We start from the raw sequence: 22,601 nt of genomic DNA on the forward strand, positions 1-22,601 counted from the left end.
CTGGAATGCAGTGGAGCGTAGGAACGGAGCATAGCGAAATGAAGCTTTATCCAGTTGATTAAAGCCTGACCGAATGTAAGGAATGAACGTGTGAAGCTGAGGAACGGAACAGCGTAAAAAAACAGCTTCTTATTTTTAAGAGGCTGTTTTTTTATTGGCTGTGAAGTGCCTGCGCAGGGTAGGGATGCCGAAAGACTATTTTTCGTTTACACTCTATTGTTGAAGGCATACCGACTAGAGCAGCCGAACGGAGCAGTGAGAATGAATGGAGTGAGACTTATTGATTACCTGAATTATCTCTTAGAACGTTTCTGCTGTTGAGGTAAATTGGTAATCGTGTTTGCCATAGTTTCTAAATTCTATTATTTATTGCCTTGGAGATTAAGTGTTAGAACTGAAATATATGTTGTCAACGATATATTGAGCCAAAATCGCCAATTCACAACATCTATAATACTGACAATTAGTAGAATAGTAGCGATAGCACATAATGCAATGCTACTTTTTTGTCGTTTTTTAGTTTTTTTGAATGGAGTGAATTGTTTATTTTTAGAACCAGTTTTGTAAATTCTCACTCCACTATTAATCGCATGATTTACATCATTGTCAATTATAGCCCAACCAATTGAATTTGTTCCTAAATCAAGTCCTAAATACTTTCCCATTTATTTTTAAATATTAAAAGCCCTAATCAATTGCTCAAATAATTCCTTTACATTCACATTTCCTGCACCCATTTCTTTAAAAATTTGTTTGTCTGGCAAATCATTTTTTATAGCTTCAGCAAAATTTGTTATATCGGTTTTTACACTTTGTGGAATTATAAAATTATCTTCTGGAGTTAGCAGTAATGACAATCTGAAAACATCCATTTTGTGTTTACGGAGTTGTCTTTCATCGATTTTTTCTCCGCTTTCTTTTCTAGTTTTATAGTCTAGGAATGCCTTGGCTTTTAATCCTATTAAAGCTTCTGTATTGGCTAGATGTATTCCGTTATCTAATTGGCTGTGTAGTATGGTGAAGTTATAATAATCATCATCCATCAATATGGCTGATAAACTTGAAATTTCAGTGTCAACAGGAATAGGTATTAAATATGTTTCTTCATTTAAATCTAATAAATCAGGTATTCTGGAGAATAATTCAATTTGAAATGGAAATTCTTCTACTTGTGGTTTCTGGAAGCGATAGTATTTTCTGTCTTCTTCACTTTTCTCCTTGACATCATATTTTCCTTGTTTGATAAACTCCCAAAAATGAGTTACAAATTCGGGACTTAATGCTTCGATGACTAAAATTATATCAATGTCTTTTGTAGCTCGTGGTGTAAGACCAGCACTATCAATAATTATATCGCAAGCGGTTCCACCAATGATAATGTAGTTATCTGTGAATTCTTTGAAATGTTGTCTGAAAATTTCTAAACCTCTTACCATATGTATTTTTCTATTATTTGGTCTAATGCCATATCTGTTCGTTCATCAATAAATCCGTCTTTTAAACTTAAATATAATGACAATGGATCTACATTATTTTTCTTTGTTATTCCTTTTGTGAGTAGTTCCGGATTGTATTTCCAAACTTCTAATGCATAGTTGCCATTTTCACTATTTAGGTTTACTAAAAGATTGTTTTTTCTCAATTCGTAAAATTGTTTTTTCTCAATAGCAAAGTATTCTATTGAACTTGGATTCATATCCGTATATTCTTCCAGTGCGGTCGTGTTTGACTTAAACAATCCTTGTGGTTTATCATCAACATAAACCGTTTTCATTACGGGATTAATACACAATCCTTCACTGTCTTTCCACAGTTTTTCACTGTCTTTTTCGAATATGATATTCTTTTCTTTTGTCCCTTCTACTTTCACTATGGCTAATCTTTTCAAGTTTTCTATTGCTTTGGTAATTCCCATTTGTGTGTATTGGAATTTCTCAGCTAGTTCTTTGAATGTATATTGTCTTAAATTATCCTCTTTGTGTAAAATTTGATATAATAAGATTAATTGAGCTGAGGGTAGTAGTAAGACAGATTTTTTAAATGCTTTGTCTTTCTCAAAATCTTTAAGGTCTATTAATAATTCTGACATAAACATTTGTTTCCCAGGTATAATGAAACTTATTCTGTTTTCTATTAGCCGTTTACGGTTTATTGCGGTTATAGTGTCAGTTACTATAACTATCCGTTTTTCGAGTTTTTTTTGAATCTCAACTACTTGTTTTCTTAACTGATTTGCATTGAAAGTATCCTCTTTATTTAGCTCCAATAAAATTAATTGATGGGTTCTAAAGGTGGTGCTATAGAACTTAAAATTACTTTTGAATACAAAAGGTAGTTTATTCAATTGTTCCTTTTTTAACTCTTTTATTTCGAGTTGTACGCCGAGTATTTGTTGAAAATATTTTTTTAATCCCTCCATAATAAACTAATAAAAGTTATAATAAACTTGATAGGTTTATTATGCAAATATAGGTTTATTAAGGTAAATGTTCATTAATTAATGAATAAATATCAATTAATTAATAGATAAAGTCAATTGATTACTTTACAATTTGTTGGCTTATTTAAATTGAAATAATAGCTTTATCATTGAATCCAACATTTTCATTGTATTTGATATATCCCAATTGATTGGTTAATAGTTTTGTGTTTTCAATTTCAAAATCACCAACATTGCAATGATGATGTCCATAAATCCAATAATCGATAGTATTATTTTCTATAAAGAGATCTAAGTTTGTTGCGAAGGCTTCATTGATTTTGCTGTCGGCATATTTTTCAGGATAATTGATAAATGTTGGCGCATGATGTGTTACTACAATTGTTTTCTCATTAGCAGTTTCCTGTATTGCTTTTTTAATAAATGCCAAACTTTCTTGATGCAGGATGTTATAATCATCCGGATTGAATAAACGATTCTTGTATTTAATTACTTTAAAGTCAGAAAGACTTTCTTTAATAAGCCACTGTCTTAAAGGCGAAATGTTCGACCATAAAGTTGAAAAAATCAGATTAACACCTGAAATTTCTTTAACGCAATTGTTTACTAAAAAAATATTGTGACGGATTTGCTCCTCTAAAACACCACTTTTTTCTGTAATGTTGTAATAGTAATATTCGTGATTTCCAGGAATCCAAAAAGTCATTTTAAAATGAGCTGAAATGTAATCGAAGAAATCCGGGTGTTTATCCATTATGGCAAACGGAACTATATCTCCAGCTAAAATTAAAATATCCGCTTCTGGCTGTATGGGGTTTTGAAGTAGATAGTTTTTATTTTCTGGGAACTCTAGGTGTAGGTCGGAACAATATTGGATTTTCATACGAAGGAAGTTGTTTAGTTTTTAAAAAAATAAGGAATTTCCTTTTCTAAGTTAGAGAGTTTTGACGTAGATCAAAAATCTTTAATCTTCTTTATCAAAAAAATCGTCAATATCAAAATCATCTTCGTCAAACCGATCAATCTCGTTAGGAGGGATGGCGTCAGGTGGATTGAATAAACCCCATTCATCCCATATGTGGTTGTTAGTATCAAAACCATTTACCCAATCGATGAATAGCAATTGGAATTCATCGAGTTCTTTCCGGATGAGTGTTACATATTCTAAATCTTTGTAGCTTTCATAAAAACGTAAACTACCCACTTGTACATACAATTGCATGGCATGATCTCTAATAATAGCGGCGTTTTGCATGCGAATACTATATAAGTCGCCACCTTCAGCCCCAGCTATTTTAGCAGGAATGATCATTGCATCAGCTCGCATAAATTCTTTTGTCTGCTGAATATATTCGTCCTCTTCGGGTAAAGAAGCCATCAAGCTTTCTACTAACTGGAAAATTAGTTCTGCTTTTTGGTAGATAGGTAGGTTTTCGGTTTTATCAAAGTTGGACATAGCTGTTTAGTGTATGATTGTAAGAACGGATTATAAATCCGCTCAATCGGGTTTTGATAGAGATATAAATTTTATAATTGCCCACCAACACCTTTAAATTTCTCTATAAAGGCACTGATCTTTTGAAAAACACTTTGTTTCTTTGCTAAATACTGAGGATTTAAGGGACTCATTTTAGGTAAAATAGCGTTTAATTCGGTGCCGTTTTCACTTGCAAATTCCCGTTTTAAAGACGCAGCTATGTATCTCTTTGTAGCCTCTTCATTTAAATTTTCATCTATTATTAATTCTGAAGCTTCTTTTTTCTGTTTTTCTTGTGCATACTTGAAGAAAGAATCTATAACATTCGCTTTATCATGAATGGTTTCAAGGTCTGTTTCATTAATGAAATCTACCACTAAATTCTCTTTTGCTCTATTGCCAATGCTTGCTCTAATTACCCTACGGATTTCTTCAATTAAGGTTGCTTTATCTTTGTTCTTTTTCTTATGCTCAAAAATCAATTCAAGAATATAATCCAAGTTTATTTCTTGAGATTTAAGCAAGTCAATTTCAAATACCACATCATCCCAATCAATAGTTGACTCCTCAACATCTTTGCCGTTTTTCTCTCGTCGTAACCAATCACGTATATCATTATAAGTTGAGCGATAATCTTGAATTGTTCGTTCTGGTAATAGTTTTATCTCTAGCATAGTAGCTAGTTCTTCGTCTGTTACAAAATTAGTTTCTTTAAATGCTTCAAGAGCTTCAACGTCGTCAACATCTATTGTTTGAAGAGCTTTTAGATTATTGAATTCATCGTAATTCTGCAAAATATTTTCTACACGCAAGTACTCTCCAAATAGTTTTGAGAATTCTTTTTTGTCTTTTTCTCTTTCAATTTCGTCTGGTTTTGGGAACTTTTCATTTAATTCCTTAACCACATCCATAAAACCTCTTCGTGCTTCTCCAGTCGCTATATCTGTAAAGCCTTCTAAATATTCTTTGTAGCTCTTTTCGAGTACTACATTTTTAGTGTTTTTATCGCCAAATAGAGTGATGGCATCCACAGTAGCCATTTCTAAATCTCTGAAAGTAATAATGTTTCCAAAGGTTTTTGTAGCGTCATATATACGGTTGGTACGAGAAAAAGCTTGCATTAATCCATGATAACGTAAATTCTTATCTACAAATAAGGTATTCAATGTTGGTGCATCAAATCCAGTAAGAAACATACCTACTACTATAATTAAATCGATTTCTTTACTTTTAACCCGTTTGGCAAGATCACGATAGTAGTTTTGAAATTCGTTACTTTCCACGCCAAAACTAGTTTTAAACATGGCGTTATAGTCTTTTATTGCTGCTGTTAAAAATTCTTTGGCACTACTATCCATCGCCGATGGCTCAAAGTTTTCTTCAGGTATTTCACCAGCAGCACTCTGCTCTTCATTGGCGGCGAAAGAAAATATCGTTGCAATTTTCAATGGCTTTTCAGTATCTTTTTGAAGACGGTTTAGTTCTTCATAATAACATTTAGCCGCTACAACACTACTTACGGCAAACATGGCATTAAAGCCTGTGTTTCCTGCGTGACTTCTGTGCGTTTTTATTCTGTAATTCTTTAGAATGTATTGAGAAACTTCTTTGATACGAGCCGGATGAAGTAATGCTTTTGTGTTTTCTGCAGCCGTTAATTTTTTCTCATCAACTTCTGTTTCAAAGCTTTTAAACTTAGGTTGTACATTGTTGTAATCTACTTTGAATTTTAGTACTTTTTCATCTCTAATGGCATCCGTAATAACATAGGAATGTAATTCACGACCAAATACACTTGCTGTTGTTTCTGCACCCAAAGCATTTTCAGGAAAAATTGGAGTTCCTGTAAAACCAAATTGATAGAACTTCTTAAATTTTTTGTTCAGGTTCTTTTGCGCTTCACCAAACTGAGAACGGTGCGCTTCATCAAATATAAAAACCACTTGTTTTTGATAGATGGCTAAATCACTTTCGCTTTTCATTAAGTGGTTTAGCTTTTGAATAGTGGTAACGATAATTTTATTGTCGTCTTTTTCAATATTTCTTTTTAAACCAGCCGTACTATCAGAACCGTTTACGCTATCAGGAGAAAAGCGTTGGTACTCTTTCATAGTTTGAAAATCTAAATCCTTACGATCAACTACAAAGAAAACTTTATCAATAAAATTTAGATTTGTGGCTAGTCTTGCTGCTTTAAAACTAGTGAGAGTTTTACCCGAACCTGTTGTATGCCAAATGTAGCCTCCGCTTTCTCTATCTGACCATTTTTTAGTATTAAAGGAACTTTCTATTTTCCACAGCATTCTCTCCGTTGCAGCGATTTGATACGGTCGCATTATTAGCAAGGTATCACTTGTATCAAAAACGGAGTAGGTGAGTAGTACATTTAACAACGTATGTTTTTGAAAAAAAGTTGCTGTGAAATCTTTCAAATCTTTAATCAAATAATTGTCTGATTTTGCCCAGTTCATTGTAAAATCGAAACTGTTTTTATCTCGCTTTACGGTGTTTGCAAAATAGCGGCTATCTGTACCGTTAGTTATTACAAATACTTGTAAATACTTAAAAAGGGAGTTCTCACTATTAAAACTTTCTTTGCTGTAGCGATGCACTTGATTGAATGCTTCACGGATCGCGACTCCACGTTTTTTTAATTCTATTTGTACCAGTGGTAAACCATTTACTAAAACGGTTACATCATAGCGATTACAATGAGTTCCTTTTTGTTCGAATTGTGAAATTACTTGCACTTTATTGCGAACTATGTTCTTTTTATCTACTAAATAAATATTTTGGATACGTCCATTGTCAAAGACAAAATCATAGATATAATTTTCATGCAACTTTCTTGTTTTATCTATGGTATTATCACTTGGTCTGTCTAAATACTCTTCTACAAAACGAGCCCACTCACTGTTTGTAAACTCCATATTATTTAGCGCTTGCAATTGTACCCTTACATTAGCTAACATGGCTTGTAGTGTGGTAAGGTTAGTAGGGTTTTCATATCCTTGATTGATTAAATCTTGGATGAATTCCTGTTCTAAAGCCGCTTCTGTTTGATAACTTGCAGGAGCTTCATTGACCTCTAAATACTTGGTGAATTTATCTAGGACAATGAAGTTGTTTGATTCTGCTATAGTGGTGTATTCTTTCATTTCTATTAATTATTTAGTTTGATTATTCATTTTCTTCATAATAATATGAATAATCGATGCCTTTCATATACATTTCTCTACTGTTAATGTCAGTGGTACTTGCTGCCTTAAGTAGTGCGTTTAAAACGCTGCTATCTACCGAACTTATAATCATTGCATTCATATAATTGGTTTTGCTTATTTTGCTCCAATCGATGCATTTTTTTTCTTGTTTTTTCAATATCAAGTCTAGCCAAATTCGGGTACTTCTGCCGTTGCCTTCCATAAATGGGTGTGCTTTGTTCATAGCCACATATTTTTCTACAATTTCATTAAAATTGGTTTCGGGCATAGCGTCAATTTTTAGCAAAGTACTATTTAGATAGTGTGCATATTCAAAGCTATATCCTCCTTTTGAAATATTTTTAGTTCGTAATTGTCCAGCAAAATCATATAATCCCCCAAATAAATAAGCGTGTATTTGTTGTAAACCTTTGGCTGTTCCTACTTCAAGACTCTCTACAAAACTGGTTTCAAATAAGGCATACGCCTTGGTTTTGCTCTTGCCATCTATACTTTCTGGGCTATAAGTAAACCAATTGATAAAACGGTTGGCGGTTTTGCTAGGAAATTGTTTCCCCAAGGCTATTATACCTTCATAGTCGAGCATATCTGTTGCATATCGCTTGCCATCGTTAGCTACTAATTTCAGTTGGGTAGTGTTACTAACCAACTCACTATTTTCTTTCTTTAGTTTAGCTTTTAGGTATTTCCAATAGTTTCGGTTTTTAGTGTAATCTTCTTGGTTTCTTAAAACCGCTACAATATCTAACACGCTAAACCACCATTTGGCATTTTCATCATCCCAAACGGCTCGCACTTCGCGATCATCAAAAAAACGTATAGAAATTTTAGACATTTTGCTGTTTGAACGTTAATAACAAATCTCTATAATACTCATATTGCTGTTTTCTTTGTTCTATTTCTTTTGGTAAACCTTCGCTGATGGAAGTGGTTAAAATATCAAATTTATCGAGAATGGAAACGATGCGGGCTTGTTCTTCAATTGAAGGATATGGAATAGAAAAATTGTTTAACTGCTGTAAGTTTAAATTTGGTTGGGCAGAACCTTTGATGTTTTGTTCAATATACTTCTTCATATAATTTGATTTTATCAAATGAAATACATACTTTAAATTAACAACTTCATTAAGTCTAATAATTGCTAAAGCTTGATTTGTATTTGCAGGTAAAATTTCTTCAGGAACAATTGCACATTTACCTATTGTTGCACCTGCAATTGTAATCAATATATCGTTTTGTTTTAAGATTGACCTTTTTAATTCTTTGCTATGAGTATCTTCGTCAATGAAAGATAATTTTTTAGAATTGATATTTGTACCATCAAAAGCTTCTGTTTTAATAAAAGATATTCCAGTTTCAGTATATCTTTTTGGTGTTGTACCTTTTGTAATGAGTGATGTTAATTCTCTTAAAGTCTTCCATCCTGCTTTGCTTTCTGTACTAATTAGTAATTTTTCTTTATAATAACTATATTGCAATTTCCGAGCTGTAAGCTCTGCTGTAAGCTCTGCTGTAAGCTCTGTAAAAGTATCGAGAATGGCAACTATTTTTTGTTGAATTTCTAGTGATTTTTTAGGGTTTTCTGGGCAGGGGATTGGGATTTGTAATTTTTTTAAGTCCTTCATTGGCAAACTAACCACAGGGGAACCGACTATTTTTTTTCTATATTCATCTACAATATTTTGTGAATTTAATAAATGTGAAAGATACCTAGCATTTATAGTATTGTGTCTAGGTTTAATTACATAAACTCCCTCTTTTATATTCCAGTTTAAAGGTTTACTTTCGATGACAGCTATTCTGCCAACTGTTCCTGTTCCTGAAAATAAAATATCGTCGACATCTAGCGTTGAACGGTTATTTATAATTGCTAATGCCTTACTATTGACTCTGTCAGTTTTATCTAGAAATACTATTTTCCCTTTCTGTATTTCACGAACAGTGACATAATATCCCTCTGCATCATCGGTATTTAAAATGAAGTTCTTACGAGGGTTCAAACCAGTTTTTAATGATTGTATTACATCCTCCAAAGGCTTCCATTCCACTTCCACGCCATCCAATAATTTATCTAAATAACTCATGCTTGATCTTCTTTGTTAGGTAATTGTTTATTAAGCATTCTGTCAAAATCACTTTCAAACAAGTTGTCTTGTACGATTCTATATTTTTCAAATTCGGTCTCGGCATGTGCTTTGGCAATTTCTGCCGTTACTTTGCCAGCATTTTGGAGAATTTCTCTATCGGTTGCGGCAATAAATCGGTTCAAGCGTGTTTCCCAATCTTCCATAGTTAACGGAATTTGTCTCAAAGCCATATCTTCGGCAAGATCTAGGTAGGCAGAAACCAAACGCTGTAATTGCTGCATTTCAATTTCGGATAAATAATTTTTAGCAACAGCAACATCAAATTTTTGAATTTTACCGCTTGGTGCATCTTTCCAAGTAGCTAAACCCATGTTTTCTTTTTGATGGTTGGCTCTGTTTACAAAGAGTTCTGCTGCAGTATTGCCGTGAATTGCCCAATGTAATTTGTTTTGTACGGTGGCAAAAAAGCGTTGGGTTGCTTTGGCAGTTACGTCATAGTCAATTGCTGTGGCGTATATATCGGTTATTTTTTGATAGAATTTTCGTTCGCTTATTCGAATTTCTCTTATTCGTTGTAGCTGTTCTTCAAAGTATTTTTTACCCAGAATGGTGCCGTCATTTTTCAAACGTTCATCATCCATAGCAAAACCTTTAATTGTAAATTCTTTTACAATTTGCGTTGCCCATTTTCTAAATAATACGGCTCGTTCAGAGTTTACCTTGTAACCTACGGCAATAATTCCAGAGAGGTTGTAGTGTTTGGTTTGGTAATTTTTTCCATCGGTGGCAGTTATTCGAAAATCTCGAATAACTGAATTTTCATCTAACTCGTTGTCAAAAAAAATTTTCTTAAGGTGATAATTAATGGTGTTCGTTTCTATGTTGTAGAGCGATGCCATCATTTTTTGTGACAGCCAAATGTTTTCATCTGCATAAATAACATCTACACCTCCATCTCCTGTGGCAGCAATAAATGTTAAGTATTCTGCAGCAGACGATCTACTAATTGATTTGCTATTTGTTTTCTTCTCGTCCATGATTTAGCTTTCTATTTCGTTTATAATGGCATCAATATCCACACGCAGCTTATCAATTTTTTTTACTGTTTTGGCAACTTCCTTATTCAATTCGGTAATGTCAATCTTTTCACGATTGTCTTTTGCTTCTATATAAGAACTCACAGATAGGTTGTAATCGTTTTCCCCAATCTTTGCATTGTCGATAGAAATGGCAACATGAGGCACATCTTCTTTACGATCAAACAACTCCATTATTTTTTCAATATGTGCATCAGTCATCATATTGTTGTTAGTTACCTTTTTGAAGAAATCTTCGCCGCTGGCATCGATAAATTGCGTGGTAGTATCTGTCTTATGTTTAGAAAGTACCAAAAGTGTAACCGCTATAGAAGTTCCATAAAACAAATTGGGAGCTACGGATATAATGGTTTCTACAAAGTTATTATCTATTAAGTATTTTCTAATTTTTTGTTCGGCACCACCACGGTAAAAAATACCGGGGAAACAAACCAATGCAGCTCTTCCTTTTGGAGATAGATAATGCAATGCATGAAGCACAAAGGCAAAATCTGCTTTTGATTTTGGTGCTAATACACCAGCAGGAGCAAAGCGGTCGTCGTTGATTAATGTTGGGTCTTCATCTCCAATCCATTTTACCGAATATGGAGGATTTGATACGATAGCATCAAATGGCTTTTCATCGCCTAATTGTGGGTCCTTTAGCGTATCACCCAATACAATATGAAACTTATCGTAATTGATGTTGTGCAAAAACATATTCATACGCGCCAAGTTGTATGTAGTGTGGTTTATTTCTTGGCCATAAAAACCATCTTCGATAATATGATTATCAAAATGTTTTTTGGCTTGTAGGAGTAAAGAACCAGAACCTGCTGCAGGGTCATAAATTTTATTTACAGTGGTTTGCTTGTGCATTGCCAACTGTGCAATCAATTTCGATACATGTTGCGGTGTAAAAAATTCACCACCTGATTTACCAGCATTAGCTGCGTAATTGGAAATTAAAAATTCATAAGCATCCCCAAAAAGGTCAATTTCGTTGTCTTCAAAATTTCCGAAATTTAGTTCTTCTACGCCCTTAATCACCGCTGCTAAACGACTGTTTTTATTTTCAACTGTATTTCCTAATCGAGAACTTGTAGTGTCAAAATCGGCAAACAATCCTTTTATATCTTGTTCTGATGGATAGCCATTCGCTGAACTTTCAATAGCAGTAAAAATTGTTTTTAAATCGGTATTCAGGTTTGGATTGGTATTCGCAGTTTTAGTAATATTTACAAAAAGTTGACTAGGATAAATGAAATATCCTTTTGTTTTTATCGCATCGTCTTTTATTTCTGCTACTATTTGATCATCTGCAAAATTGGCGTAATCTACACTTTCATCACCACCCTCAATATATTTTGTAAAATTTTCACTTATAAATCGGTAGAAAAGTGCTCCTAAAACAAAGTGTTTAAAATCCCATCCATCTACTGAGCCGCGTACTTCGTTTGCTATTCTCCATATTTTCGCTTGTAATTCTGCTCTTTGTGCTGTACTTGTCATTATTTTATTTTTGTAAATCTTTTGGGTTAACTTATATTATTTTAGGTGAAAAAGTATTGTTCGTATTTTATAAAAGAATTCAAATTATTCTAGTACCGTTGATTCCGTTCTTTTAAGGTCTTTACTGATACAGTTTATTGCTGTGTAAGTAAAGGCATCTAAATTACTATTATATCTCAAAAAATAGAAGATAAAACAATAATTATTCTTTGGAGTTGTATCATTTATTTTTTATCCCCTTACTATCTTTTTCTAAATATTGAATACTTTTTAGTTAGTTCTTGTTCGGTTCTTGGAGCGTTGGTGGTTATGGAACAAGATTTATTTTTTCGTATCCATTTTTAGAAACGTTCGTTATTATGAAAAAAAACAATCAATTTGTACATAATAACAAACATTTTTGCGTTTGTTTCTTGAATGGTTTTATAGAAGTAGAATACTTAGAAACACTATTGGAGCATTATGTAATTAAGTCTGCTTGATAGTTGCTATTCTTTTTAACTAACTATCTTGCACCAAATGTTGCAAATCAGGATCGTTTTTAATTCGTTCCAATTCACTTTCAATAATCGAAACAATATCCCGTTTTATCTGTTTGTAATTAGCTTCAATTTCGATCTTCATATTGTCTTGTCCATTTTCGTCAGTGAAAGATAAAATCTCGGGTATCTTTTTATAAGCCTTAGTTTCTGCAGATACTCTATCATTATCTACAACAATTTCAGAATGGAAAATTTTCTGTTCAATGCGTTCATCAAAGTTATCTGCAACAGCTCCTACGAAGATTCCTTGCGTAAGTGTTGAGATTTTAGAAGCTGGTATCAAGCTGTCTAATTGTGTAGAAATTGAAGTTGATTTATCGTTTCGATTAATGGTTAGACTCTGACGCTTCTGCAATACTTTTCCAAACCGTTCTGATAAGCTTTTGGCTGTTTCTCCCACAACCTGACCGCTAAAGATATTGCCCACGGTATTTTGGATCACCTTACTTTCCTTGTCGCCATAATCTCGTGTTAATTGCGAATAATCCTGAAACCCCAAACAAACGGCTACTTTATTACTTCTGGCGGTAGCTATTAAATTATCTAATCCTCTGAAGTAAATTGTTGGCAACTCATCAATGATCACTGAGCTTTTTAATTTTCCTTTTTTATTGATAAGTTTTATTATTCTCGAATTGTACAAACCCAGTGCCGCAGAATAAATGTTTTGTCGGTCTGGATTATTACCAACGCATAGAATTTTAGGCTCTTTTGGATTGTTAATGTCTAACGAAAAATCATCTCCAGTCATCACCCAATAGAGCTGAGGCGAAATCATGCGTGACAACGGAATTTTTGCGGAAGCAATCTGCCCTTGCAACTGATCCTGCGCGCCACCTTGCCAAGCATCCATAAACGGTGATAAATAGTTTTCGAGATCAGGGTAGGAAGTAAGGATGGTAAATACATCAACATATTTCTTGTTCAATAATTCAATAGCATGCGGAAAAGTACAGTACTTTCCATTATCATAAATTTTCAGAAACCAGATTATGGCTGCTAATAATATAATCGGAGATTCCACAAAGAAATCCCCTTGTTTTTGTATCCAACTGCGGTTAAGGTTCAACATAATGGTATAAGCTGACTCATAAGCATCTGAGATGTCCGTCATGAAATCTGGATTGATGGGATTACATCGGTGGCTTCTGCTAGGATCGTCAAAGTTGATAATATAGAATTTTGGTTTAACAGTATACTTATCGCTATGCTTTAATAAGTGATTGTATGCAATCGTCGAAAGATCATCGAATTTGAAATCGTAGATGTACATCGAAAATCCTTTTTCAATGTGCTGCTTGATGTAGTTATTTATAATGGCATAACTTTTTCCAGATCCTGGTGTTCCTAAAACTATAGAGGCTCGAAATGGATTTACAACGTTTATCCATCCTTCATTCCATTTTCCTTTGTAGTAGAATTTGGTTGGCAAGTTAACAGAATATTCATTTTGCATCAATGTGGTTTCTTGCATGAAGCTTTCATTCTCATTATTAAAAACGTCATCCATAAGATTGGTTCGAAGCAAACGGCTAATCCAAATACCAGCTACCATTAACGAAATGTAACCTGTTGAAGTAGTCAAGATGTATAAAGTTATAGCGATTCCAGCAGACAACTTTAACAATGGTGTGTTGAGAAAGAAAAGTATAAATCCAATAATTAAGGCAATGGATATTTTCGACCAACTAATTTTTTCGTTTTTTACTCCTTTTGTCCCCAAACAGCTTAACGCTAACAATACCAAAGCAAAAATCTTTGTGTATATGGGGTGAGAGAACAGGCTTGCTGTACGTTGAAAATTACCTAGTATTTTATTGATAATTTCTAGCGTCCAACCTTTTTCTAAGAAAAATCTATAGCAAAACCAGTAAAAGTGCATCAATAATAATAGGATGCTTACTGCACGCATGAAAGCCATTATTTTGGCGAGTCCTCTTAAATCGTCTTCTCCTTGCATAATTAAAAGGTTAAAGGTTAACAGGCGAAAGTAGATCGAATGTAAAGGAATCTAAGTCAATTGACTTTTGTTGGCATCATTTGGCGCTAGACGACTTGCTAAATCTATTTCCTGCTGCGACGATTGTTTCGTTTCACCTTTTTCTTTATTTGATTAGCAAATGCTTGCTCTTCATAATCTTCAGCTTGTGCATTTGGTAGCAAACTTCCAAGACTTTCTACAAGGCTAAAATCAGTAGTAGAATGGGTTGAATTATTTCCATTAAGAAAATCGAAAAGAGCGTGCGGTTTTTCATTTTCTGGTTCGAAATCTTTCTCTTCACTTTTGGATAAAACTGTATTTTCTATTTTACTAGGGGTCTGAACTTGGTGCGTTTCTTCATTTTTCCATAACTCATTAAAAACGTTGGCAGATAAATTTTTACTCAATTGGGATCCATTCCAAACTGTGCGGGATTCGTGGTCAATAAAAGTCATTCCGTATATTCGCCCTTGGTCATTTCTTCGAACAACGGTATTAACTCCTTGATCAACTAGTTGTTTCTTGAAATCGGTTTCACTAGTGGTGGTGTTCATGGCGACTTCAATCGAATTTTTGAGGATCTCTTTCGACGGTTCCATTTTCATTTTTACTTTCGATTCTTCGAAATGGTTTTGTAAACTTTCCATGCCGGCCTGTTTCCCAAAGAGGGAGGATTTAAACGGATTTGTTGCTTTTTCTCCATTTTCATCTAATGCAAAATAAACGAGACCTTGCTTAGTCCGACCTTGAATCTCTCCTGTTATTTGTTCGGCAGTGATATTGAATAGGGAAAGTAATGCGTTATAAGCTCCTAAACTTTGATACTGGTAATACTTTGGCAAATGTCGAATTACCGATGCTATTTGACTTTTAACATTGGCTTCTTTGTAGTCAACAGGTTTAAAAATCACTTCTTTTGAATTATGGTTCTTTTCAGTAGCAGGAAGTAATTGATGTTTTTGTTCCAGTTCGCGACAAGCATTCATAGAGCGTAATTTTTCATAGGAATCAGGCAACTTTTTACCGTAACGATCTACACAAGTCGAAACGATATGAATGTGCGTTCGTTCAATATCAGTGTGTTTGAATACTACATAAGGCTGATCTCCATAGCCCATAAGATCCATGTAGTCTTTTGCGATTTTTTTAAAGGCTTCATCAGTGACACTATCTTTTGGATTTGGGTTGAGTGAGATATGCAAAACAGGTTTTTCTGTTCGTTTATTTGCCATTAAATAAGGTTCAAAAGAGCTGTATAATTGGTTTACGGTAAACTGTCCATTGACTGTTTCTCTTATTCTATAGGTCGCTAGTATTGCTCCATTTTCTTGGTCAACTTTGATTTGGTTATAAGAAAGTGCACCAATTATATTTGCTCCACGACCAATTTTAGCTATCATTTTTCTTCTTTTTTCAAATGTTTCAGTTCAAACTCAGCTGTTAATTGAGCGATATCGCGACATAACTCCGCTAATTCTATTGTTTGTTTTTCTAATTTAAAGAGGTAAGCTGCAGCTTTCTTTTCAGAAAAATTGCGGTACAATATCTTCACAATCTGATTGTAATTGACACCAACTGCATGAAACTGACCATACAAAGTGGTTAAGCGCATATAATAATCCATTGCTGCCATATCTACTTTTACCGTTTTTATTTGTTTTTCAAACAGTACTGAAGTAATAAAACGAGCTTTATTGTCTAATCCCGAAGCTTCAAAAAGCGAAAGGAATTTAGCATTTTCCTGATCCGTTAAACGAAAAACATAACGATGAATGCTAGGATCCTTTTTGGGGTTCCTACCGCCTTTGTGTTGTTTTTTGTTCTCTTGATTGTCCATCTTCATTCCAATTTTAATTTTTAGAAAACCCCGACTTCGGAGGGAGTTTTAGCCCCGCCGCGGCGGGCAAGTTGTTTTGAGGCACGGAATTCATTTCGAGTGCCTCAAAACACAACTTGCTCTGTTCTGGTGAACAGATAATCCGTCCGCCTGCCGGCGGAACAGATTTAATAGAGTAGGGAAAAACGGCTTAAGGCCGTTCCAGTTATTGTTTAAAATTCTATTTAAGCCTTTCATTTTTAATCTGGTTTGTCTTTTTACAAAGTAAGACATTGATTGGTGTAGTGTTACGATTAAAGGAATTGCCAAACCGTGTCAATAAAAGCCAAGAAGAACCACAATGTTAAAAGCACTTATATCGCTCTGTTTCTTTGTATTTATAAACAAACAGGTATACCTAGTTAGCTATGTACGTAACAATATAATTACATAAGTATCACTATAGAAAAGTACAGTCATACAATTATAACTAGAGATAGATTGAGCTAGATAGTTATATGATTAAGTAGAAATGTACTTGTGTTTTTAAGTACTCCTGCAGATAAATATTCATGGAATTACCTACAGATATAAATACATAATGCAATGTGCAGATATTTTGTTAACGGCCTACTTAACTACATAAAATCATAGATAAAGAGGTACACACCTATTGCTGTAGCTAACTAATTAAAGAAGTACAAATACAAGTAAATACCCATATAAATAATTAAAAACAGTGAAACTATGAATGCAAATCACAACACAAAATTTATCGCTTTTTCTTCTCAAAAAGGAGGTGTCGGAAAAAGTACGTTTACGACATTAGTTGCAAGTACATTGCACTATCGATTAGGTTACAACGTAGCCGTCTTTGATGCCGATTTTCCTCAGCACAGTTTAATCAAAATGAAATCTCGTGATCTGTCAATGGTTATGGAAAATGAGCATTTGAAAAAACTAGCTTACAAACAATTTACCACCATCAACAAAAAAGCCTATCCCATTATACAACACAAAGCGGAAAGCGTATTGGAGGCTGCTCAGGAATTTTTAAATACTTCTGATGTACCAATTGATGTTCTGTTTTTTGATCTCCCTGGAACGGTGAATACTCCTGGTATTCTGAAAGCTTTGGCAGGAATGCACCATATTTTTACACCAATTACGGCAGATCGTTTGGTTATGGAAAGCACACTCATTTTTACGCAGCTTCTACAAGATGTAATTATGAAAAAAAGAGCAACTTCTATAGAAACTATCAATCTGTTTTGGAATCAGGTGGACGGTAGAGAAAGTACGCCTTTGTACAAAGTTTACAACCAACTAATCGAGCAATTGGGATTAAGTTTAATGCAAAGCCAAATTAAGAACAGTACCCGCTTTCGAAAAGAAAGTGAAGAGAATAGCAAAACCATATTTCGATCTACTGTAATGCCACCTGATGAACGTTTGATGAAAGCCTGTCAGTTAGATCAATTTATAATCGAATTTTTGAAAATCATTCAATTATAGCCTTATGGAGAAAGAAAATAAGAAAAAAAATACTCCCGAAATCAACGAAGAGTTGATGATGAACTTGATGGTGGATGGTATAAAAAAAGAAGGTTTGAAAGTTCCAATAGAAAAGGAAAGGGAAAACGGGAATTATAAAGAACCTCCCAAAGAGAAAACCATGATTAAGGAAAAGAGTAGGGGGAAACGGGCAAGCGAAGGGGATTACGAAAGTATCTTTTTCAAAAGAATTGACACCAATGCACGTGACGGAAAAACAGTCTATATCAGACCCGATTTTCACGAAAAACTTTCCCGTATTGTACAGGTGATAGGCGAAGACAAGATCACTATTTATGCTTATCTGGATAATTTGCTAGATTATCATTTTCAGGAATTTGGTGAGCAGATTACAAAGAGTTTTAATGATAAATACAAACCCATTTTATAAAGAAGTTATGGAAACAGTAATCGTAATTTGCTTGCTTATCATAATTGTACTGCTGTTACAAGACAAGATTGTCATTAAGAAATATCAGGAGCAAAAGCCAATACAGGATAAAAACAATCCAAAGCTACCTGATATTATGGGACAACCCAAACCTCAAAGAAGCCTTGCTGTGCCAAAAAACGACAATGAAAGTCAGGAGCAAAAAGAGGAACAAATTAGTGATAATTTTGACATTGAAATCGACGAAGAAAAAGTCGAAATACAAAGGCTACCAGAAGAGCTGGATGAAGTTTTTTGGAATGCACCTGATTTTGAGAATGAAGAAGAAGAATGGAATAGTTATGGAATTTCCGATGGCGATAACGGTTTTGCCCAAGGGGTTACCTTTGAAGAATTAAGCACTGTAAAAAAGTTGTTAAAAAAAGAGAAAATGAGACCCTCTCAAAAGGAAACAGCAACAGTCCTGCTTCAGAAAATACAAGGAACCGAATTATTCGACCTATTGGAAAATTCTATCGAAGATGCTTCTCAAAAAATAGCCAAGCTATTAGACGGTACCCTTTCTGAACAAACGGATTCTGGTTCTTCTTCTTTGCATAAAAATGATTTGGAGGAGTTTGATATTGGGAAGTTTGTGTGATCAAGCTCCCTTCTTTTGCTGATAAATTTTTCAGGTTTTATTGGATTACTACTAGATTGTTTTGTGATTTGAATTGTTAAATTAACTCAGTTTTAATTTCATATTTATTAAGAAGAAATTCATCAATTTTATTTGAATCATTAAGGCTCAATAATAGTAATTTTTCGTCATTATTTAAATCGCAAACACCGAAGTTCTTGATATAATTTTTGGCAACTGAAAAATAATTACCTGCATAAGGCTTACTAGTCTTTTCAATATAAAACCAAAATATTTTGGACATTAAAATTTTTTGCAAAATGAGTAATTCTTCCTCCGATTCTGAAAATATGGCATATCCATTATAAAATAATAAATCTTGATTTTCAGTATATACGAAACATGGTTCACTAGTTATATAAGGTAATAGTAATTTATAACCTGATATTAATAAAGCTTGATTCCTTCCATATGCATACCATTCTTCATATTGTCTATTACCTTTGTCTCGCTTTGACAAAATTTCTTTTTGACTTGTTAAATATTTATATGTATTTGAATATTCCTTTTTTAAAGTTTTCTCGTCAATAATTTTAAGGGTTTGCTTTTTTTCTTTGAATAGATTTATTTCTAAATTTTCAATTTTATATGGGAAAATTAGTTTTTCGGTATGATTCACAATTTCTGAAGCTAACTTTAATGTATTGGGTTTAACAGCTTCTCTACAAATGTTTTTCTCAATTTTATACTCAACATTGTCCTTTATCATATAATAAACATACTCTGATTCTTTTGTTGGTACAAATAGATATACATTATTTTTTAATGTCGCAAAACCATTACGGATTTCAAATTTCTTACCAAGAGTTTGACCTGTTGATTCAATCTTATTAATGATTTTTTTTGTCTTATTATTAATTAAAAACCAACCATCAAAGTCATTCAAATCTGAATAAGATATCATTAAGTAATTTGATTCTTTTATTCTCTGAATATCTTTACTTTGAGATTTTATGTATTTGACATTGTCACAAATTAATTTAGAAATTAAGCAGATACATGTATATGTTGATCTGTTTTTGAAAAGTTGTTCGCCTCCAAAATCAACTATTTTTATGCCAAATTTATTTTCTGAAAAGTACTTTCTTACAGACCTTCCATTTAGGCTTTTATAGAAAGTGTTTACCGTTATAAAGCCTAGTATACCATCTAAATTTAAATTTTCAAGACCAATCTCAAAAAATGGAATATACAAATCAGACTTTCCTGATTTTGAAACCTTCCAGTTTTTTAGCAACGACCTTGTTTCAGCATCAATTTTTGAAGCTCCCACATAAGGTGGGTTTCCAACTATTATATCAAAACCATTGTTAGTACTTATTTTCTTATGTTCATTCCAATCGTAAGACAGAGCATTACCACAATATAAGTTGAATTGAAATTCTTTGCAATCTTCGTTATTGATGATAGCAAATAGACAAAGCAAAATTTTACTTCTAATAATACTATATTCTTGAATGTCTAAACCAAAAATATTGTCTTTATAAATATCAAAGTAGCTCTTATTTGTTTTGTTTTTTAAATATTCAGTAATTGTTTTAAAAAAGCCACCACACCCGCAAGCAATATCTCCAAATATCAAGTTATCAATATTTTTATCTTCTTGATTTTTGATTGTTTTTTCGACAATATATTTCCTGATGTATTCAGGAGTAAATACTGCTCCATTTACTTCCTTATCTTCAGGTGAAATTACAAATTCAAAAAATTCAATCAATTCTTCTATATCGAAAGATTCCTTTTTCAAAAGCTGTAAAAATTCATTAAGATGTAAAAGCTCTTCTTCTTCTCGAATTACATAATTATTGATAAATACATTATTTACACTGTAAATTTTATTTAAAACTAAAAAGGAAGATACTAAAAGTCGATTCACATCTTTAGTATCGTACGAATACTTTTTTAAATATTTTATTATGTTTTGGTTCAATTTTTAATGTTTAAGAATTATATAATTGTGGACAAATCATTGTTGGGCTCCAAAAATTATTAATAACTATGTCCGCAGAGGAATAATTCCATTGGCTTGCTTGCGTATGTATGTAGGGCTTTAAAAACAATTCTTGATATTCTTCAATTAAGTTTATATATTCGCTACTTTCTGATTTAATTTTTCTCCAAATTTTTGGAAAAAAATTAGAAAGTGTAAAATCTATACCTAATATTGCTTCCATAGGATAATGTCCTATCCTAGGACTATCAAATACTAATAAACTTCCTGTTTCAAATAAATTTTCTTGTGATGCTAATTTTCTACCACCAAATTGAAAGTGGTAAATTGGATGTGGAAATTCCGCATCTTCATCTCCTTCTACCATAATATGCCTATCTAAATGATATGATGTAAGCAATTGAGAGTTACCTTCTTCAGCAAACTTGGTTCCTTCAATAACGATGTTTAATTCTAACCACTCAAAAGGGTCTTGTAGACTGTATAGATTATTACAATTACCAACTATTTTAATATCAAGAATAAGTTTTAAATCTTTGCAATTATTTGGTAATGTATGACGTGGTACATTATCAAAATTGAAAATAAGACGCCCTAAAGTATATCCCCATAAATTGTTATTTGATTCTTTATAAGGTACTTGAGGAATTAAGTCTTTATTATGAAGTTCAGTTATAGCACTTTCAAAAGAACCTATTTCTGCAGTTGGAAAGTATGTATAAAGAACAGAAGATAACTTTCTCAAGTCAGATGCTATTTTTCTTCTGTTTTTCATTGTATTATTTGAAACCGCCATTATTTATATACTTGTTTAATATCTTCTAATCTTTCCTTTTCTGCTGGGTGTATAAATAGGCCAAGTTCTTTAGCATCTCTTTCTAGGATTGAATGTAAAGAAAGATATCTTTTATCTTGCCATGTATGCATTAGGTTGCCGTCTAATAAAAAACCATCCTTTGGATCTAATGGTAATTTATATGCTTGGCATACAGTCCAAAATTTCGAGCTAGTAGTTTTATGTATTTGTTTAGCTACAACTAAATTAGTAAGTTGAAATTTTTCTTTTAATAAGTTAACTCTATCTAAAGCTGTTAACTGAATAAGTGGTTTAGAAAAATTTGAATTCCACCAGTTTAATACATCATTTGACCACCATCTATTAAATGAATCTTTAAATATTCCGTAATATTTATAGTCATTTAAATTTTCAATTAAAGGAAGCCAATCGCTTGATTCATTAAAATTGATACCTAGTCTCGCTGCTAAAATGTTTTCATCAATTAAAACTCCGGATTTAGATATTATTTCGTTAAAAATATATTGCGAAATTTCAGAAATAGATGTTCCGTCTCCTAATAGAAATTTAGTAGTAAAAACTATATTTGGTATTTCGCTATCTGCAGGCAATCATAATAAACTATTAAAATTTGTTTTATTTTTTTGAATAGCTTTATATGCATGTGTTATAGAGGCTATCAATAATTCATATTCTTTTCCTTTTTGTGCAATACTGGTCTTATAAAAAGTATAGTCAAATAAATCATGACTTGAAGTATCTGAATCGTAATATTTTTTTAAATTATTAGTACTTGATATTAAGAATATTGGAAATTCATTTTCAAAACCATTTTCTGCAAAGCATTTAGTTCTAATTCCAGTAGCAAGGCTCGGTGCTGTATATGTTGCTGTTCTATCTCCTTGTTGATTGCCATCAAGTTTTAAATCAAGAATCAATGCGTCAATATCTTTTTGTTCAGCAATTAATTCATTAATTAACTCTTCAAATTTTGTTGGTAATTTTATAGATACCTCTATTAAATTTTGACTAGATAAACCATCTGCAAAAGCTTGACTATTTTGAGATGTTTCATCAT

Annotated in this window: 20 protein-coding genes; 3 read left to right on the forward strand and 17 right to left on the reverse strand. The window is 32.8% G+C overall.

The features are described from left to right. Positions 1 to 362: 362 nt before the first annotated feature. The 13 genes from P8M54_RS00875 to mobA form a co-directional block, all read right to left on the reverse strand. On the reverse strand, positions 363 to 665 hold the full coding sequence (locus tag P8M54_RS00875; RefSeq protein ID WP_300283910.1) for a hypothetical protein: 303 nt from the start codon (positions 663 to 665) through the stop codon (positions 363 to 365). A 6-nt stretch (positions 666 to 671) separates the two neighbouring features. Beyond that, positions 672 to 1,436 (reverse strand): hypothetical protein, encoded by a 765-nt coding sequence (locus P8M54_RS00880; RefSeq protein ID WP_300283912.1) that lies wholly within the window; start codon positions 1,434 to 1,436, stop codon positions 672 to 674. Then, positions 1,430 to 2,419, reverse strand: coding sequence for a MarR family transcriptional regulator (locus tag P8M54_RS00885; protein ID WP_300283914.1), 990 nt, complete (start codon positions 2,417 to 2,419; stop codon positions 1,430 to 1,432). Before P8M54_RS00885 ends, P8M54_RS00880 begins: the two co-directional genes overlap by 7 nt. A gap of 145 nt (positions 2,420 to 2,564) precedes the next feature. Then, positions 2,565 to 3,323 carry a metallophosphoesterase gene (locus P8M54_RS00890; RefSeq protein WP_300283916.1) on the reverse strand — a complete coding sequence of 253 codons (759 nt, stop codon included), beginning with the start codon at positions 3,321 to 3,323 and terminating at the stop codon, positions 2,565 to 2,567. A gap of 81 nt (positions 3,324 to 3,404) precedes the next feature. Continuing rightward, positions 3,405 to 3,896 (reverse strand): hypothetical protein, encoded by a 492-nt coding sequence (locus tag P8M54_RS00895; protein ID WP_300283918.1) that lies wholly within the window; start codon positions 3,894 to 3,896, stop codon positions 3,405 to 3,407. A gap of 71 nt (positions 3,897 to 3,967) precedes the next feature. Next, the gene (locus P8M54_RS00900) at positions 3,968 to 7,075 is read right to left on the reverse strand and encodes a type I restriction endonuclease subunit R (RefSeq protein WP_300283920.1); all 3,108 of its coding nucleotides are present in this window, start codon (positions 7,073 to 7,075) and stop codon (positions 3,968 to 3,970) included. A gap of 22 nt (positions 7,076 to 7,097) precedes the next feature. Continuing rightward, positions 7,098 to 7,973, reverse strand: a complete 876-nt coding sequence (gene fic, locus P8M54_RS00905; protein ID WP_300283922.1) for a protein adenylyltransferase Fic — start codon at positions 7,971 to 7,973, stop codon at positions 7,098 to 7,100. Continuing rightward, positions 7,966 to 9,222, reverse strand: a complete 1,257-nt coding sequence (locus tag P8M54_RS00910; protein WP_300283924.1) for a restriction endonuclease subunit S — start codon at positions 9,220 to 9,222, stop codon at positions 7,966 to 7,968. Before P8M54_RS00910 ends, fic begins: the two co-directional genes overlap by 8 nt. Beyond that, positions 9,219 to 10,262 (reverse strand): virulence RhuM family protein, encoded by a 1,044-nt coding sequence (locus P8M54_RS00915; protein ID WP_300283926.1) that lies wholly within the window; start codon positions 10,260 to 10,262, stop codon positions 9,219 to 9,221. Before P8M54_RS00915 ends, P8M54_RS00910 begins: the two co-directional genes overlap by 4 nt. Before the next feature lie 3 nt (positions 10,263 to 10,265). Further along, the gene (locus P8M54_RS00920) at positions 10,266 to 11,813 is read right to left on the reverse strand and encodes a type I restriction-modification system subunit M (protein WP_300283928.1); all 1,548 of its coding nucleotides are present in this window, start codon (positions 11,811 to 11,813) and stop codon (positions 10,266 to 10,268) included. A gap of 501 nt (positions 11,814 to 12,314) precedes the next feature. Next, complete coding sequence (mobC, locus tag P8M54_RS00925) at positions 12,315 to 14,315, reverse strand: conjugal transfer protein MobC (RefSeq protein WP_300283930.1); 2,001 nt, start codon at positions 14,313 to 14,315, stop codon at positions 12,315 to 12,317. Positions 14,316 to 14,419: 104 nt separating this feature from the next. Beyond that, positions 14,420 to 15,736 (reverse strand): conjugal transfer protein MobB, encoded by a 1,317-nt coding sequence (gene mobB / locus P8M54_RS00930; protein ID WP_300283932.1) that lies wholly within the window; start codon positions 15,734 to 15,736, stop codon positions 14,420 to 14,422. Then, positions 15,733 to 16,173, reverse strand: coding sequence for a conjugal transfer protein MobA (gene mobA / locus P8M54_RS00935; RefSeq protein ID WP_300283947.1), 441 nt, complete (start codon positions 16,171 to 16,173; stop codon positions 15,733 to 15,735). Before mobA ends, mobB begins: the two co-directional genes overlap by 4 nt. 726 nt (positions 16,174 to 16,899) lie before the next feature. Between mobA and P8M54_RS00940 the strand changes: the two genes are divergently transcribed. From P8M54_RS00940 to P8M54_RS00950, 3 genes are read left to right on the forward strand one after another with little or no spacing between them, the layout of a single operon-like run. Then, positions 16,900 to 17,667: a ParA family protein gene (locus tag P8M54_RS00940; RefSeq protein ID WP_300283935.1), complete on the forward strand. Its 768-nt coding sequence runs from the start codon at positions 16,900 to 16,902 to the stop codon at positions 17,665 to 17,667. Positions 17,668 to 17,671: 4 nt separating this feature from the next. Further along, complete coding sequence (locus P8M54_RS00945) at positions 17,672 to 18,097, forward strand: DUF3408 domain-containing protein (RefSeq protein WP_300283937.1); 426 nt, start codon at positions 17,672 to 17,674, stop codon at positions 18,095 to 18,097. A 7-nt stretch (positions 18,098 to 18,104) separates the two neighbouring features. After that, positions 18,105 to 18,737 carry a conjugal transfer protein TraD gene (locus P8M54_RS00950; RefSeq protein ID WP_300283949.1) on the forward strand — a complete coding sequence of 211 codons (633 nt, stop codon included), beginning with the start codon at positions 18,105 to 18,107 and terminating at the stop codon, positions 18,735 to 18,737. 76 nt (positions 18,738 to 18,813) lie between these two features. Here the strand turns inward: P8M54_RS00950 and P8M54_RS00955 are convergent, their stop codons facing one another. The 4 genes from P8M54_RS00955 to P8M54_RS00970 all read right to left on the reverse strand — a co-directional run. Further along, positions 18,814 to 20,706: an N-6 DNA methylase gene (locus P8M54_RS00955; RefSeq protein ID WP_300283939.1), complete on the reverse strand. Its 1,893-nt coding sequence runs from the start codon at positions 20,704 to 20,706 to the stop codon at positions 18,814 to 18,816. A 10-nt stretch (positions 20,707 to 20,716) separates the two neighbouring features. Next, a complete protein-coding gene (locus P8M54_RS00960) occupies positions 20,717 to 21,502 on the reverse strand; it encodes a hypothetical protein (protein WP_300283941.1) in 786 nt (261 codons plus the stop codon). A 20-nt stretch (positions 21,503 to 21,522) separates the two neighbouring features. Further along, a complete protein-coding gene (locus P8M54_RS00965; protein ID WP_300283943.1) occupies positions 21,523 to 22,134 on the reverse strand; it encodes a hypothetical protein in 612 nt (203 codons plus the stop codon). After that, positions 22,135 to 22,601: hypothetical protein (locus tag P8M54_RS00970; protein ID WP_300283945.1), on the reverse strand; the 467-nt coding region annotated here is incomplete at its 5' end. It lies immediately after the preceding gene.

The organism is Flavobacterium sp. (assembly GCF_029242675.1).
GTDB lineage: Bacteria > Bacteroidota > Bacteroidia > Flavobacteriales > Flavobacteriaceae > Flavobacterium.

Excerpts from the sequence above, each read along its gene's own strand:
- P8M54_RS00875 (WP_300283910.1), bottom strand. The coding sequence starts at position 665 with ATGGGAAAGTATTTAGGACTTGATTTAGGAACAAATTCAATTGGTTGG.
- P8M54_RS00880 (WP_300283912.1), bottom strand. The coding sequence starts at position 1,436 with ATGGTAAGAGGTTTAGAAATTTTCAGACAACATTTCAAAGAATTCACA.
- P8M54_RS00885 (WP_300283914.1), bottom strand. The coding sequence starts at position 2,419 with ATGGAGGGATTAAAAAAATATTTTCAACAAATACTCGGCGTACAACTC.
- P8M54_RS00890 (WP_300283916.1), bottom strand. The coding sequence starts at position 3,323 with ATGAAAATCCAATATTGTTCCGACCTACACCTAGAGTTCCCAGAAAAT.
- P8M54_RS00895 (WP_300283918.1), bottom strand. The coding sequence starts at position 3,896 with ATGTCCAACTTTGATAAAACCGAAAACCTACCTATCTACCAAAAAGCA.
- P8M54_RS00900 (WP_300283920.1), bottom strand. The coding sequence starts at position 7,075 with ATGAAAGAATACACCACTATAGCAGAATCAAACAACTTCATTGTCCTA.
- fic (WP_300283922.1), bottom strand. The coding sequence starts at position 7,973 with ATGTCTAAAATTTCTATACGTTTTTTTGATGATCGCGAAGTGCGAGCC.
- P8M54_RS00910 (WP_300283924.1), bottom strand. The coding sequence starts at position 9,222 with ATGAGTTATTTAGATAAATTATTGGATGGCGTGGAAGTGGAATGGAAG.
- P8M54_RS00915 (WP_300283926.1), bottom strand. The coding sequence starts at position 10,262 with ATGGACGAGAAGAAAACAAATAGCAAATCAATTAGTAGATCGTCTGCT.
- P8M54_RS00920 (WP_300283928.1), bottom strand. The coding sequence starts at position 11,813 with ATGACAAGTACAGCACAAAGAGCAGAATTACAAGCGAAAATATGGAGA.
- mobC (WP_300283930.1), bottom strand. The coding sequence starts at position 14,315 with ATGCAAGGAGAAGACGATTTAAGAGGACTCGCCAAAATAATGGCTTTC.
- mobB (WP_300283932.1), bottom strand. The coding sequence starts at position 15,736 with ATGATAGCTAAAATTGGTCGTGGAGCAAATATAATTGGTGCACTTTCT.
- mobA (WP_300283947.1), bottom strand. The coding sequence starts at position 16,173 with ATGGACAATCAAGAGAACAAAAAACAACACAAAGGCGGTAGGAACCCC.
- P8M54_RS00940 (WP_300283935.1), top strand. The coding sequence starts at position 16,900 with ATGAATGCAAATCACAACACAAAATTTATCGCTTTTTCTTCTCAAAAA.
- P8M54_RS00945 (WP_300283937.1), top strand. The coding sequence starts at position 17,672 with ATGGAGAAAGAAAATAAGAAAAAAAATACTCCCGAAATCAACGAAGAG.
- P8M54_RS00950 (WP_300283949.1), top strand. The coding sequence starts at position 18,105 with ATGGAAACAGTAATCGTAATTTGCTTGCTTATCATAATTGTACTGCTG.
- P8M54_RS00960 (WP_300283941.1), bottom strand. The coding sequence starts at position 21,502 with ATGAAAAACAGAAGAAAAATAGCATCTGACTTGAGAAAGTTATCTTCT.